The sequence below is a fragment of the Brevundimonas sp. TWP2-1 genome, assembly GCF_049897645.1.
Taxonomy (GTDB): domain Bacteria; phylum Pseudomonadota; class Alphaproteobacteria; order Caulobacterales; family Caulobacteraceae; genus Brevundimonas.
Map to the genome: position 1 here is coordinate 781,070 of NZ_JAFCWR010000001.1, position 14,508 is coordinate 795,577.

The 14,508-nt window shown below is 65.4% G+C and carries 11 protein-coding genes; 2 read left to right on the forward strand and 9 right to left on the reverse strand.

Annotated elements, in window-relative coordinates:
- Window positions 1-20: 20 nt before the first annotated feature.
- Window positions 21-2,519: a hypothetical protein gene (locus ACP7BH_RS04040; protein ID WP_425983496.1), complete on the reverse strand. Its 2,499-nt coding sequence runs from the start codon at window positions 2,517-2,519 to the stop codon at window positions 21-23.
- A gap of 106 nt (window positions 2,520-2,625) precedes the next feature.
- On the opposite strand from ACP7BH_RS04040, the gene ACP7BH_RS04045 reads away from it, so the two are divergent.
- Window positions 2,626-3,393: a TonB family protein gene (locus tag ACP7BH_RS04045; protein ID WP_425983494.1), complete on the forward strand. Its 768-nt coding sequence runs from the start codon at window positions 2,626-2,628 to the stop codon at window positions 3,391-3,393.
- Between the two features lie 77 nt (window positions 3,394-3,470).
- Here ACP7BH_RS04045 and ACP7BH_RS04050 read toward each other — a convergent pair whose 3' ends face one another.
- Window positions 3,471-4,679 (reverse strand): tyrosine-type recombinase/integrase, encoded by a 1,209-nt coding sequence (locus tag ACP7BH_RS04050; protein ID WP_426043330.1) that lies wholly within the window; start codon window positions 4,677-4,679, stop codon window positions 3,471-3,473.
- A gap of 193 nt (window positions 4,680-4,872) precedes the next feature.
- Window positions 4,873-5,664, reverse strand: coding sequence for a hypothetical protein (locus ACP7BH_RS04055; RefSeq protein ID WP_425983492.1), 792 nt, complete (start codon window positions 5,662-5,664; stop codon window positions 4,873-4,875).
- A gap of 153 nt (window positions 5,665-5,817) precedes the next feature.
- Between ACP7BH_RS04055 and ACP7BH_RS04060 the strand changes: the two genes are divergently transcribed.
- Complete coding sequence (locus tag ACP7BH_RS04060; protein ID WP_425983490.1) at window positions 5,818-7,149, forward strand: Hsp70 family protein; 1,332 nt, start codon at window positions 5,818-5,820, stop codon at window positions 7,147-7,149.
- On the opposite strand, the gene ACP7BH_RS04065 is transcribed toward ACP7BH_RS04060, so the two are convergent.
- The 6 genes from ACP7BH_RS04065 to mreC all read right to left on the reverse strand — a co-directional run bounded on the left by ACP7BH_RS04065 (window position 7,146) and on the right by mreC (window position 14,423).
- Window positions 7,146-8,264, reverse strand: coding sequence for an acyl-CoA dehydrogenase family protein (locus tag ACP7BH_RS04065; protein WP_425983488.1), 1,119 nt, complete (start codon window positions 8,262-8,264; stop codon window positions 7,146-7,148). The genes ACP7BH_RS04060 and ACP7BH_RS04065 overlap by 4 nt on opposite strands.
- Before the next feature lie 4 nt (window positions 8,265-8,268).
- A complete protein-coding gene (locus tag ACP7BH_RS04070; RefSeq protein WP_425983485.1) occupies window positions 8,269-9,450 on the reverse strand; it encodes an acyl-CoA dehydrogenase family protein in 1,182 nt (393 codons plus the stop codon).
- Between the two features lie 131 nt (window positions 9,451-9,581).
- Window positions 9,582-10,736: a rod shape-determining protein RodA gene (gene rodA / locus ACP7BH_RS04075; protein WP_425983483.1), complete on the reverse strand. Its 1,155-nt coding sequence runs from the start codon at window positions 10,734-10,736 to the stop codon at window positions 9,582-9,584.
- Complete coding sequence (mrdA, locus tag ACP7BH_RS04080) at window positions 10,733-12,763, reverse strand: penicillin-binding protein 2 (protein ID WP_425983481.1); 2,031 nt, start codon at window positions 12,761-12,763, stop codon at window positions 10,733-10,735. The genes rodA and mrdA overlap by 4 nt, the downstream gene beginning before the upstream one ends.
- Entirely contained in the window at window positions 12,760-13,278 is a 519-nt protein-coding gene (locus tag ACP7BH_RS04085) for a hypothetical protein (RefSeq protein WP_425983479.1), read from the reverse strand. Before ACP7BH_RS04085 ends, mrdA begins: the two co-directional genes overlap by 4 nt.
- Entirely contained in the window at window positions 13,275-14,423 is a 1,149-nt protein-coding gene (gene mreC, locus ACP7BH_RS04090; protein WP_425983477.1) for a rod shape-determining protein MreC, read from the reverse strand. Before mreC ends, ACP7BH_RS04085 begins: the two co-directional genes overlap by 4 nt.
- Between the last annotated feature and the right edge of the window lie 85 nt (window positions 14,424-14,508).

Sequence of the window (14,508 nt, forward strand, 5' to 3'; positions counted from 1 at the left end):
AACCCCGCTCTTCTCATCGTCTAGTAGCGATACTTCAGGCTGAGCCAGAGGTTTCGACCGAGCTGATAGGGTTGAGAACCGCCGGAGTAGTCCTGATCCAGCACGGTATTGAACAGGTTGTTGATCCTCAGATCGAGCAGGGCCGAGCCGTACGGGGTGCTCACCAGATCGATCGTCGCCGCCAGGTTCACATCGACGGAGGAGCCGAACTCGACCTTGTCAAAGACATCGTAACGGACCCCGTCGACCGTGATGTTGACCAGGGTGTCGGCGACCTTGGTGAAGCTGTCGCGCCAACGCGCATTGATATTGGTGCGCAGCCGACCGCCGAACCAGCGCGCGCCCCAGTCGGCGTTGATGATGAAGGGGTTGGCGTAGTCTTCGAGCTGGTTGTCCGCGAGCGCCTGAAGCTTGGGCACGACCTTGCCCTGGTAATAGACCTGCTCGCCCTCGAACTCGGTTTCGTCGGCGATGTCGAAATAGCTGATGTTGGTCGCATCGGTGTGCGACAGGTTGGTGCTGAACGACACAGTATGGTCGCGGCCGAAATCACGCACATATTCCAGCGACAGGCCCTCGTAGCTACGTTCGCCGTCATTGGTGATCGTGCGTATCGATCGCCGCGCCGTCGTGCCGGTCTCGGTGTCGTAGACGCTCGTTTCGGCGACGGAACTGGAGAACTGGTCCCGGCTCTCGCGGATGATGCCCTTGATGCGGTATTCGCCGCCCAGCCAGCGGACTGGCCCGTTCAGAGCCAAGGTGAACTCGTCCGAATAGGGCGTGGCCAAGCCGATATTGGACCAGCGCGAGGTGTCGGAGTGGCTGGTAAGGACCCAGTTGTCGGACCACACGGCCTGCCCGTTCACGACCCTCGCTGTGCGGGTGTATCCGCGTGTGACGCCCGCGCCTTCGCGCAGCGCATAGCCGAGGAAGCTGCGTCCATAGTAGCGGTTGGCCCCGACCGTGAGATTGAGCCCTGCCCAAGGCAGATCTCGCGAGATCGACAGGCGCGGCGCAAGGTCGTGGTTGCCCAAGAAGCTTTCGTAGTCGTAGCGCCCGCCGGCCCGGATCATGAACCCGGCCCAGTCGAAATTATACTCCGCCCACAGGCCTAGGCTGTCGATAGACGCGCTAGCGTCGAAGGCCGCATAGCCGTTGCGTCGCGCGGCGGCGTAGACACCGGGGATACAGCTCAGCCCCTCGTCGAACGCGCAGGCGGTGGTCGGACTGACTACGCCCCCCAGATAGGAATAGACGGTCTGGGGCCGTCGCTTCTCGCCTTCGATATGGGCGTAGTCGAAGCCAGCCCGCAGTTGACCCGCGCCCAGCGCCTGCTCCCACCGGCCCTTCAGGCCCGTATCGCTCTGCTGCTGGGTCAATGGCCCGACACTGCCCAGAACACAGGAGGCGCCGAGGGAACAGGCGGAGAATCCCGGAGCGCCCGTGGGGATCTGGATCGTGCCCGCAGGCCCGTCCCGATCATTGTCCGACCAGGCGTGGGTCAGATCCAGCGTCCAGCTCGCCTGCCCCCGTCGGCCTTCCAGCCCAAGTTTCGCCGTCAGGCCGCCGCCATGGGATTCCAGCAGATTGTCGCGACTATTGATCGGATGGAACTCGCTCTCGTACGGGCTGTAGTTGACCTGACCGGTCACCAGCAGATCCGACGCCAGATCGTATTCGCCCTTCAAGAGGAAGTTGTCGCTGACGCTGCGTTGGCTGAGGTTGCCGAGCGCTACGTAGTTGGCGGACGGATAGTTGGTGACGCGAGACTCGGACCGATTGTAGGCGGCCAGGACCCGCAGCCGTTCCGATACGGGAAGATCCACGCTGACCCCATAGCGTCGCTTGTCGTAGTCAGGCTTGGTCGGCATGACGCTCAAGGCCTCGCGCGCCCTGTCCGACACTCGAAAACGGGCCATGTCCGTGCGAGTCAGGCCGTAGTAGGCCTCGCCGCCATAGGTCCGTCCCGGCGCTCGGGTGTCGACCTCGACGACGCCGCCCGTGAACTGACCGTATTCCGCTGAGATATTGGAATCGCGCACGGTCAGCGCGCCGATCAGGCTGGCGTCCATCCAGACCGTCTGGGCCGAGCCGTTCGCCACGTCGTCGAACATCGCGAAGTTGTCGTTGCTGACGTCGAGGCGGGAGTTCACCCCGACCCCGTCCAGCAGGAACAGGTTTTCGTAGATCGAGCCACCCGAGATCGAGAGGTTTTCGGGTCGCAGGTCCTGAAGCGCCGCACGGGTCGCGCGCCCCTGCGTGGAGGTGAACTGCACCGTCGGGAGCGCCTTCAGGATTTCGTTCACGTCGCCCGACCCGGGCGCCCGCGCCTCGACGGACTCGCGGGTGAAGGTGCTGGCGCCCGAATCCTGGCCGTCCCCCAGACGATAGGTGGGCGCCACGCGCCCCTGATCTTCGACCACAACGGTGGGCACGTCCGGTGTCGATTGCGCGGCTGCGGCCCCGGCCAGGGTCAGGACGGCGGTGACGCCGACGGAAGTCAGCAGAGCGATACGCATGGGTGGAAAGCCCCTCGTTGAACAGGGAAAGCGGCCTAAACTGTCACCCTACAAATTGCAACTGACTCGCAGTTGCGTGTGAGAGGCCGTCTTGTTAGAAGCGCGCGTGTCCCCGCGTAGCGCCAATTCCTCCACCTTCGCGCCAGCGGCGAGAGCCCTCGCCGGATCGGTGGTGGTCGCACTCCATATCAGCGTCGTGGCCGTTTTCTCCCTGGGCCTGCGCCCATCGCCGGCAATGGTGGGCGGCGCTCCCGTCATCCAGCTCACCCTGACGCCACGGGCCAGTTTCGATGGCGTCAACGCCCCGGTGACCTCGTCAGTCAACGACACGCCCTCTCATGCTCCGGACGAAACGCCGCAAGCCGATCCCGAGGCGCCGCGTCAGGATTCCCCGACCCCACGTCGCTCCACGCCGGCGGCGGCTGTGAGCATCGACAGCCATGATGCGAAAGCGGTCCAGGCCGATCCGTCGCCGCCTTCGGCACGGCAGGCTGAGCGAGGCGGCCGTGTCGGCCAGCCGAGTCCCGCCTCCGCGCCCGGCCTGACCGCAGGCGGCAGCGCTCCCATCCTCGGCGCGGCGGCGGCCTCGACCACCGACGCCTATGAGGCCGCCGTCCTCGCCTGGATCGAGCGCCACAAGCGACACCCCGGCGGCGCAGCCGGCATTGTCACCGTGCGCTTCACGCTCGATCGTCGCGGCGGCGTCAGAGCCAGCGAAGTTTTGGCGAGCAGCGGCGCCCGGACGATGGACCAGGCCGCCCTGTCACAACTGAAAGAGGCCGCGCCCTTCCCCAGGCCGCCCGCTACCGCGCCCTGGCGCACGCGGGAATTCACCGTCCGCCTCGACTTTCGGGCGCTCAGACCAGCGGCCTGACGGGGCGCCCAGAGCCGGCGGTTCTTCAGCAGATTAGCGCCAAATCGACCGGTCCTGTTCAGACGCCCTCCTGCCGCTCAGCGACCCAGACCGCAGAACACCGCCCAGTCATTCATCAAGACGACGCGCCGCTCAAACAGGTCGCCTCGACGATAGGCGGCTTCGACCTTGCTCCCCACCGCGTGGGCGAGGGCCATCTCAGCCAACTCGTTCGCATGCTCAGTTCGCTCTGCCGCCCAATCGCGGAATGTGGACCGAAATCCGTGAGGAACTGCGTCTACCTTCATGTCGCGCAGCACCTTGGTCAGGGTCATGTCCGAAAGTGTGCCGCCGTTTGCCGCGGGAAAGACGAGGTCATCGGGTTTACCTGGTACGCCTAGGAGACTTAGCGCGGCGTCGGAGAGCGCGACGCGATGCGGCCGACCACCTTTCATCCGTTCTGCGGGCAAGGTCCAAGTCCCGCGACCCAGATCGATCTCGCCCCATGTGGCGCCCCTTGTCTCACCGGAGCGAGCAGCGGTGAGAATTCCGAACATCAAGGCTCGAGCGCCCATTCCGCCCACTTTCGAAAGGCGAGCGATGAACTCAGGCATCTCGTCAATCGGAAGAGCGCGATGGTGCCGGACACGCGACACCTTCCCTGGATCGGCCAGGAGCTTATCGAGATGGCCCTTCCAACGCGCAGGATTAGGGCCAGAGCGAAGTTCCCGGGTCGTAGCCCAGTCCAAGACCGCTTCCAGTCGGCCGCGCACCCGCTTGGCCGTCTCGGTTTTGGTGGTCCAGATGGGGGTGAGAATATCGAGGATCTGGGGTACGCCAATCCGATCGACGCTTAGGTCCCCGATGACGGGGTAGGCATAGGCTTCGAGACTGGATGACCACTGGGCTCTATGCTTGGCGTTCTTCCAGGCCGCCTCATGCGTGGCGACATAGGTTTCGCTCGCCTTCCGGAACGTCCAACCGGCATTGTCGGATTTGCGGACGAGCGCCGCCCTGGCTGCCCTGGATTTGGTGATTGGGTCGACGCCTGCCCGGATCAAATCTCGCGCCGCTCGCGCCGCATCCCTCGCGCCCGCAAGCGTCACGCTGGGATAACCGCCCAAGCCCATTTCCCGGCGTCGCCCCCCAATCGCAGCCCGCAGGATCCAAGTTCGCCCCCCTGCAGGGAGGACCTGAAGATAGAGGCCAGTGACCCCGCCCACGGCATGGTAACCGGGAACGTCCAGACGACTGACAGCGAGAGCGCCCAATTCAGCAGCTTGGCGTGGCATGAAACCCTGCGACATTTCTGCAATAGCGTTTTCCGTCCGCCATTCTAAAACACCCGCCCTTACACCCGCCATAAAATTTGCGACTGGGCGCTACCAGGTGAAAAGCACTGGAATGGCCGACATCGGCGGACGTTGTAACTTTTCTCCGCCGTGAACAGACTGCACTGTGGTGAAACGCGATGAATCGGACACCGCTTCCGCCAGCCGTTCAGAACAAGCGATTAAGTGTCTTGGGTTCGCTAGCCTTCAAGCGCTCCAACATGCTGTTGACATAAAACATGTCAGGAGAAGCATTCACGGGCAGGACAACAACCACATAGTCGGGCTGCGCCTTGTTCAAAGTGAACGTGATAAGTCCGACGCCATGAATACTACAAAGCGATTTAAGTCGATTCATGTCGTCGCTACTCGTTGAATTCGGAATAACGATGTAGCTTTTATGCGAAAATAGTCTGTATGCTACAGCTTGACCAAAGGCGACGACAGGTTGGTTGGCCACAGCTTTGATTTCCGCAGTCACGATCTGCGGCTCAAACTTGAAAATGTCTTGCGCTCTAGGTTTTAGTACGCCGATTACATCGGGCGTGCCCCACTTACCTCCTAAACTGGCTCCCCCAAGGGGAGCGGCAAATGTGGCCTCATCATTTTCCTCAAGCCATTCAGCGAAGCTATCGTAAAAGTCTTGTTCGGTGACGGTTACGGTTTCAGCTGTTTCGGATTTTACCGAAGTGATCACGGCATCAGCATCTAGTGCAGCAGAGCCTGCAGACTCTTGCTCTACGTATTCGGCAAGCTGGTATGTTCCACGCGCGACTTTCACGATGTCAGACGTTCGTGTCGTCAACAAATTATGGATGCCGCCGTGAATGCTGTTGTGCGGCGTATCATCAGCACCGTTTTCGACCGCGCGAAGCAGATCCGACCACCTAATGCCCTTTGGATGAGCCTTGAGAACTTGAATTGCTCGTTCGTGAATTTGTTGCCGATTGAGCCTGGGCACACCCATCTCCCTAATCTCGAAAGTTGCAGCACTTAGGTGTGCCTGAGCACGAAATGCAAACTTGCCAACCGATCACATCCGAGATCGGGGTTTAGCCCTTGCTATTGCCCTGCCTGACGCTAGGAACCCGGCTCCCCTGCCTGGAGCCCTGCCATGACGGCGACGAAACCGATGACGATCGGGATCGATTTCGGCACGACCAATACGGTCGTCGCCCTGACCGATGCGGACGGCCTCGCCCGGCTCGTGACCTTTGATGCGGTGGAGGGCCAGACGACCACCTTCCGCTCGGCGCTCAGCTTCCAGATCCATCAGGGCGTGGACGGCCAGCCGCCGGAGCGGGTGGTCGAGGCCGGGCCCTGGGCCATCGCCGCCTATGTCGAGGATCCGCTGGAGACCCGGTTCATCCAGTCGTTCAAGACCTTCGCCGCCAGCGCCGCCTTCACCGAGACCCGTATCGACAATCGTCGCTATGCGTTCGAGGATCTGCTGGCCGCCTTCCTGCTGCGCCTTCGTCACCATGCGGGCGACGAACTGGCGCACACCCCGCCCGCCGTCATCGTCGGCCGTCCCGTCACCTTCGCAGGCGGCAATCCCGACGAGACCCTAGCCTTGTCACGCTATCAGACGGCGTTCGAGCGGCTGGGCTTCACCGACATTCGCTATGCGCACGAGCCGGTGGGCGCCGCCTTCTATTTCGCGCGCACGCTGAAGCAGGACGCCACGGTCCTGGTCGCCGACTTCGGCGGCGGCACCAGCGATTTCTCCATCATCCGGTTCGAGCGGACGGAGGACGGCCTACGTTCGACGCCGCTGGCGCGTTCCGGCGTGGGCGTGGCGGGCGACGCCTTCGACTATCGGATCATCGACCAGCTGGTCTCGCCCGAACTGGGCAAGGGCGGCCTCTACAGTTCGGTCGGCAAGCAGTTGCCGATCCCCCAGCGGTATTATTCCGCCTTCGCGCGCTGGGACCAGCTGGCCCTGCTGCGCGCATCGCGGGACATGCGCGATATCCGTTCGCTGGCCCGCACCGCGCTGGAGCCGGAGAAGATCGAGCGCCTTATCGAGGTGCTGGACGACAACCACGGTCATGACCTCTACCGCGCCGTCTCCACCCTGAAGATGGCCCTGTCGGCCGAGGAGACGGCGACCTTCCTGTTCGAGGCCGGCGGCGTCCATATCGAAAAGCCGGTCGCCCGCGCCGATTTCGAACGCTGGATCGCGCCGGAACTGGCCGCCATCGAAGGCGCGGTGGACGAGGCCATGGCTCGCAGCGGCCTGCACCCAGACGCCATCGACCGAGTCTTCCTGACCGGCGGCACCTCCTTCGTGCCGGCCGTGCGCGCCATCTTCCAGAGCCGTTTCGGCTCCGAGCGTATCGAGACCGGCGGCGAGTTCGAATCCATCGCCGCCGGCCTGGCCCTGATCGGCCGCGAGCCGGATTTGGATTTGTGGAGCGAGAAGGCCGGCCAGAACCGAACCTAGAACCCCTGCGCCCGCGCCACGCGTTCGGCGTGGAAACTGGCGTCGCCCAGCAGTTCGTTCAGCACCCGCACCCGTTTCATGAACAGGCCCACGTCGTATTCGTCGGTCATGCCGACGCCGCCGTGCATCTGAACCGCCTCCTGCACCGCCAGTTCGGCGACGCGTCCCGCCTTGGCCTTGGCGACGGAGGCCGCCAGAGACGCCCCCTCGCGCCCCTCGTCGATGGCGATCTGGGCGCCGATCGTCGCCGCCCGCGCCAGCTCCAGCTCGGAGAAGAGGTGGGCGGCCCGATGCTGCAACGCCTGGAACTCGCCGATCAGCTTGCCGAACTGTTTGCGGGTCCGCAGATAATCCAGCGTCGTCTTGAACGCCTGATCGCCCGCGCCGGTCAGGCTGGAGGCCGCACAGGCCCGCCCCAGGCTCAGCGCGCCGTCCAGCAAAGCCTCCCCGCCCCCGACCGCGCCGATCACCGCGTCCGCATCGACCGCCACGTCGGTCAGCGTGATCCGCGCGGCGTTGTGCGCATCCACCATCATCGTGCGCTCAATCTCGATACCCGCCGTCGTCGGATCGACCAGGAACAGCGTCGTCCCCTCATCCGCCGTCGCCACGACGATCAGGGCGTCCGCCACATGGCCGTCCAGCACGAAGGCCTTGGCGCCGTTCAGCTTGAAGCCGTTTCCAGCCCGCTCGGCCCGCGTGGTGATCCGCGACGGCGCGTGCTTGGCGCCCTCGTCCACCGCCAAGGCCATAATGGCCTCACCCGACGCGACCTTGGGCAGCCACGCCTGCTGCGCCTGCGACCCGCCCTCGATCAGCACCTTGGCCGACAGGATCGACGATCCCAGATAGGGCGACGGCGTCAGGGTGCGCCCCAGGCTCTCGGCGATCACCCCGGCCTCCACGGCGCCCAGCCCCATGCCGCCCATCGCCTCGGGAATGATGACGCCGGCGAAGCCCATCTCGCCGAACGCGCGCCACAGGTCGCGCGACACCCCGTCGGCGTCGCGCTCGTTGCGCAGCTTACGCATGTGGGCGATCGGCGCCTGTTCGTTCAGGAAGCCGTCGGCGGCGTCCTGCAACATCGTCTGTTCTTCAGTCAGGATCACCGGCATCGTCTCACGCTCCCGGCAGTTGCAGCAGGTGTTTGGCGATGATGTTCAGCTGAACCTCGCTGGTGCCGCCCTCGATGGAGTTGGCCTTGGTCCGCAGCCAGTCGCGCGCCGCCTTGCCGTCGTGCGACCGTTCGCCCTCCCATTCCAGCGCATCGGCCCCGCCCGCCGCCATCAGCAGTTCGTGCCGCCGCTTGTTCAGCTCGGACCCATAGTATTTTAGCATCGACGCGATGGCGGGGTGCGCCTGTTTGGCCTTCACCTGATCGCCCACCCGCTCCATCGCCAGACGGAAGGCGGCGGCGTCGATCTCCAGATCCGCGATCCGGGCCCTCAGCATCGGTTCGTCCAGCCGACCGGCCTCGTCCGCGCCGATGGCGTCCAGCGCCACCTGTCCCACGGGCCGCCCGCCGCCGACCTCGCCCATGGCGCCGATCATCGTCCGCTCGTGCGCCAACAGATATTTGGCCACGTCCCAGCCCCGGTTCAGCGTCCCGGCCAGGTTCTCCTTCTCCACCCGCACGTCGTCGAAGAAGGTCTCGCAGAAGGGCGACTTGCCGCTGATCAGGGTGATGGGCCGCGTCGTCACGCCCGGCGTCTTCATGTCAAACAGCACGAAGCTGATGCCCAGATGTTTGGGCGCCTCCGGGTCCGTCCGCACCAGGCAGAAGATCCAGTCGGCCTTGTCGGCATAGGAGGTCCAGATCTTCTGGCCGTTGATTATCCAGTGATCGCCCCGATCCTCGGCCCGCGTCTGGATGGCGGCCAGGTCCGATCCCGCCCCCGGCTCGGAATAGCCCTGACACCAGCGGATTTCGCCGCGCACGATCTCAGGCAGGAAACGCTTCTTCTGCTCTTCGGTCCCGAAGGCCAGCAGCGCCGGGCCCAGCATCCAGACGCCGAAACTGGCCAGGGCCGGTTGCGCCTTGATGCGGCGCAGTTCCGAGGCCAGCACCTTGGCTTCTTCGCGGCTCAGCCCCCCGCCGCCGTATTCCGCCGGCCATTCCGGCGCGGTCCAGCCACGCGCGCCCATCCGCTCCAGCCACAGCCTGTGCGCCGGCGTCTTGAACGTGGCGTCTCGCCCGCCCCAGATCATCTCGTCGTCGGCCATCGGCCCGCGACATTCGGCCGGGCAGTTCGCCTCCAGCCAGTCGCGCGTCTCGGCGCGACATCGCTCCAGATCGGTCATCCATCGTCTCCCATGGCGTGCGTCGCTGACCGGCCTGAGCCGATGCGAAACATCTTTGGAAGAGAGCTTACCCGCGAAATCGCCGCCTTAGGAAGCGAAACCTGAATGCCGATCACTTAGCTGACGTAACGTCAGATCAGCCCATGACCCTTGGGCAGTTCGGCGTATCGGTGGACCCGCGTCGCCATCACCAGGCCGAACCCGATCATGACGGTCAGCATGACGGTGCCGCCATAGGACAGCAGCGGCATCGGCACGCCCACCACGGGCGCCAGCCCCATCACCATCGCCCCGTTGATCAGCACATACAGCGCGAACGTCGCCGTCACCCCCGACGCCGCCAATCGCCCGAAGTGGCTGTGCGACAATGAGGCGATCCTCAACGAGATCAGGATGATGGCCGCATAACAGGCCAGCAGGGTGAAGGTGCCGATAAAGCCGAACTCCTCGGCGAAGGCGGCGAAGATGAAGTCGGTCTGGCGCTCGGGCAGGAACTCCAGCTGGCTCTGGCTGCCCAGGCCGAACCCGCGCCCCAGCGGTCCGCCCGACCCCATGGCGATCTTGGACTGCACGATCTGATAGCCCTTGTCCGACATGTCGGCCTCGGGGTTCAGGAAGGTCAGCACCCGGTGGCGCTGATAGTCGTGCATGCCGAACATCACATAGGGAGGGACCAGCACGGCTGCGGCTACGATCAACGGCAGGATGATCCGCCAGCTCAGTCCGGCGACGAACATGATCGCCGCTCCCGTCATGCCGATCAGCATGGCCGAGCCCAGATCGGGCTGGTGCGCGACCAGCAGGAACGGCAGGCCGATGATCCCGACCGGGAAGATCAGCTTCCAGTGGAAGCTCGCCTCCTTGGCCGATGCGCCGTGATACCAGCGCGCCAGGGCCAGCACGACGCCGATCTTCATGATCTCGGACGGCTGAAGACGTATGAAACCCAGATCCAGCCATCGCGTGGCGCCCAAGGCCGTATAGCCCAGCGGCGTCTCCACCAGCGCCAGCATAAACAGCGCCATCCCATAGATCGGATAGGCCAGGGCGAACCAGTAGCGGATGTTGATCATCGACAGCATCAGCATCAGCGCCAGACACATGCCGAACCGGATCAGATGCTTCGCCGCCCACGGCGACCACGACCCGCCCGCCACCGAATAGAGCATCAGGGCGCCGGTGCCGGACACGACGCACAGAAGCGCCGTCAGCCGCCAGTCGATCTGGCCGATCTTGGTCGAGACGCGTTCGCGCTCGCCGGGACGTGAAAGGGCCGATGCGGTCAACGGCGCGGCTCGGACAGATAGGGACGCGGGCCGCTGGTCGTCGTGGGCGCAGGTCGAGGGGCTTGAGGCGTCGCGACCACATCCGGCTCGGGCGCAGCGCCGACCACGCCGTCCTCGACGATAGCGGCCCCGGTCGGTTCGGGCGGCAGCGGCCGCTCGATCCGCGCGCGCATGTCGGGGTCCTTCAACAGGACCGTGCGCATCACTTCACGGGCGCGCGGCGCGCCGGCGGTCGCCCCGCCCTTGCCGCCGTGCTCCACAATGATGGCGACGGCGTATCTCGGCGCATCGACCGGCGCGAAGGCGACGAACAGGTTGTGGTCCTTCAGCGCCCAGATCTCGCTCTTGCGTGAGCCGGTGCCATAGTTGCGGACCTGCGCCGTGCCGGTCTTGCCCGCCATCTGGATGTCGCCCAGACCCAGCTGGCTCTGACGATAGGCCGTGCCGGAACGGTCGTTGGCCACGGCGATCATGCCCTGGCGCACATATTCGACGTGGGCGGGATCGAACGGCAGATCCGGCGCCTCGGCCCCGCTGGGCTGTTCGACGCCACCGATCGATTTGATCAGACGCGGCTGCAATTGCTTTTTGCCGTTCGCCAGGCGCGAGGTCATGACCGCCAGCTGCAAGGCGTTGACGGTGATGGCCCCCTGCCCGATGGCGACCGACGTCGTCTCGCCCGGATGCCAGACGGGATCGCGCGGGAAGGTCCGGGCCTTCCATTCCGTGGACGGCAGCAGGCCCTTGCGCTGGTTGCCCACGCCGATGTCGAACTCATGCTCGAAGCCCAGGGCCAGGCCGGCCTTGCGGATATTGTCGACGCCCGCCCGGTTGCACATGGCGTAGAAATAGACGTCGCAGGAGTTCTTGATCGCGTCGTGCATGTTCTGGGTGCCATGCCGGCCCCAGCAGCGCTGCGTCCGGTTGCCGGTGCGATACGAACCCGAGCAGAACACCGTCAGGTTCGGATCGACGCCCGCCTCCAGCAAGGCCAGCGCCGTCGTCGGCTTGAAGGTCGATCCCGGCGGAAAGGTGCCGTTCAGCGTCTTGTCGAGCAACGGCTTGCGCTCATAATCCGCCAGCGCACGATAAGTCTTTGTCGGCACCCCGCCGACGAACAGGTTGGGATCGAACGACGGCGCCGACATCATGCACAGGATGTCGCCGTTGCGCACATCCATGACGACACAAGCCCCGGACTCGTCGCCGAAAACCTCAAGCGCCCGATTCTGCACGTCGGCGTCCAGCGTCAGGACGACTTCCTTGCCTGGAACCGCCGGCCGCGATCCGCCGATGTCTTCGGCGACCACGCGCCCGCGCGCATCGACCTCGACCCGGTTGCCGCCCGGCTCGCCGCGCAGCGACAGGTCCAGCGCCTTTTCGACGCCCTGGCGACCGATACGGAAGCTGGGGTTGAACAAAAGGGCCGGCGGCTGCTCGCCCTTGTCGCGGATCGCCTTGACGTCCCGGTCCGACACCTTGGCCACATAGCCGATGACGTGGGCGAACGATCCGCCGAACGGATAGTATCGCGCCTCGTTCATATCGACCATCACGCCCGGCAGTTCGTTGGCGTACTGGTTGACCTTGGCGAACTCTTCCCAGGTCAGGTCGCTCTTGACCGGCACGGGATTGAACTTGGACGCCGCATTGACGTCGCGGATGATGGCCCGTCGCCGCTCCAGCGTATCGGGCAGCAACCGCCCCAGCAGGTCCAGCGTCTGATCCAGATCCTTGGTCTCGTCGCGCACGACCAGCACCCGGAAACTGGGGCGGTTGCCGGCGATGACCACGCCGTTGCGGTCCTTGATCAGGCCGCGTGGCGGCGGCACCATGCGGAAGTTGAACTGGTTCTGCGACGACAGGGTCGCATATTCCTGGGCCTGCACGACCTGCAGCTGACCCAGCCGCCCGATCAACGCCGTGATGCCCAGCGCCGAGACCCCGCCCAGCACGAAGGTCCGCCGCAGGAACGACCCCTGACGCTCGTTCACGTCCGCAAAGAAGATGGAGGGTTCGCCGCTCATCTGAACCGAATATCCCCGTCGTCGAACCGCTCCGACATCCAGTTGGCGATCGGAAACAGCAGCAGCGTCGGCACGACCTGACCGATCAGCGGCAACAGCGCCGGCGCATTCGCCGCCCGCATCGTCACCACCAGATAGGCCAACAAAAAGGCGCCCAGGGTGCAGGCGGCATAGGCGCCGAACCGAACCAATCCCTCATGGCCCGCCAGCAGGTTACGCGACAAGAGCACGGTCCCATAGACCGCCATCAGGCACAGCGCCCAAAGACCGAGAGGCGCATTCCAGAACAGGTCGAGGAAAAGCCCGACCAGAAACAGAACCGCCGGCGCCGTCATCGATGGACGGATCAGCGGCCAGGCGAAGGCCAGGATCATCGGGATCACCGGCTCGGGCAGATGCAGGCCGAACATCTGGATCGGCGTGCCCAGGACGACGGTGGCGGCGAGGACGACCAGCGCCGGATAGACGATCCACTGCAGAGGCCCGACGACGCGGACCGCGACCGGCCGTCTCACGCCGCGCCCCCCGGAGCATCCTCAGGGACCGTCGGAGCCGTAACCGGCGCAGGCGGCGGCGTCGCAACGGCGGGTCTAGGAGCCGTCGTCGCAGGCCGTGCGGCGTTTGGCGTCGTCGAAGGCCCGGCCGCAGGCGTGACCGGAGCAGCCGAAGCAGCGCGAGCGCGCTCCGCCTGGGCCTGCTGCGCGGTCTGACGGCGCGCGGCGGCGTCGCGAATCGCCCCGGCCTCAGCGGCGTTCGGCTCAGGCGCCGTGGCCAGCCCCGCCAGCGGCGGCGCATTCAGGGCGTCCGGGCTGACCAGTTGGCCGAAGGTCTGGAACAACAGTACACGGACATAGTCCACCGCGCCGTGATCGCTGAACAGTTTGACGCGCCAGGTGCCATCGACGCCCTTGGCCGCCACCCCGACCGGCAGACCGCGCGGCAGACCGCCGCCGTCGCCAGAACTCAGGATCCGGTCGCCCGCCTGGATCGACCCTGCGCCGCGAATGAACTCAAGCCGGGGACTGTCGCCGCCGTCGCCGGTCAGCATGGCGCGCGCATCGGTCCGCTCGATCATGACCGGCGTGCGCGAGGCCACGTCGGTCAGCAGGACCACGCGACTGACGCCGCTGGTCACGCCGGATATGCGACCGACCAATCCGTGTTCGGTAACGACCGGATTGCCGATGCGCACGCCCTTGGCCGAGCCGACATCGATCAGCTTGGCGCGGTTGAACGGTCCACGCGCGTCCGAGATCGCCCGCCCCGTCGCCATGGCGACCGCCGGCTCGGTGCGCAGACCCAGCAAGGCTTCATACCGACCATTGATGTTCTTCTGTGCGATCGCTTCGTCGCGCCAGCCGCGCAGTTCAGCGATCTCGGCCTTCAGGCGGCGGTTCTCGCCGATCGCAAAGAAATAGCCGCCGACATAGTCTCTGGCGGCGCCGCCCCAGCGCACCGGCGCGGCGAAAACGCCGCCCACCGGCCCCGCCGCCGCTTCGAATCCGCCGCGCGCGGCGCCCATGCTGGATCCGCCCTCGGGCGTCGTCCGGTCGCCCAGCAACAGGAAAATCGCCCCGATGACGGCCACGACAACGACCACCGCAGCGGTCCACGCCAGCGGCACCTTGATGTTTTCAAAAGGGCCGTCGCGAAACGCCACGGGCGACCTTCCACTCAAAGGGTTGGAATCGGCAGGACGCCCCCTGCCGCTAGGCCTGCCTATCGCAGGATCAAGGCCGGAATGG

What these genes read in the sequence shown, in the direction of transcription:
- ACP7BH_RS04070 (WP_425983485.1), bottom strand. Translation starts at nt 9,450, where the DNA reads ATGACCGATCTGGAGCGATGTCGCGCCGAGACGCGCGACTGGCTGGAG.
- mrdA (WP_425983481.1), bottom strand. Translation starts at nt 12,763, where the DNA reads ATGAGCGGCGAACCCTCCATCTTCTTTGCGGACGTGAACGAGCGTCAG.
- ACP7BH_RS04065 (WP_425983488.1), bottom strand. Translation starts at nt 8,264, where the DNA reads ATGCCGGTGATCCTGACTGAAGAACAGACGATGTTGCAGGACGCCGCC.
- ACP7BH_RS04060 (WP_425983490.1), top strand. Translation starts at nt 5,818, where the DNA reads ATGACGGCGACGAAACCGATGACGATCGGGATCGATTTCGGCACGACC.
- ACP7BH_RS04050 (WP_426043330.1), bottom strand. Translation starts at nt 4,679, where the DNA reads ATGTCGCAGGGTTTCATGCCACGCCAAGCTGCTGAATTGGGCGCTCTC.
- ACP7BH_RS04040 (WP_425983496.1), bottom strand. Translation starts at nt 2,519, where the DNA reads ATGCGTATCGCTCTGCTGACTTCCGTCGGCGTCACCGCCGTCCTGACC.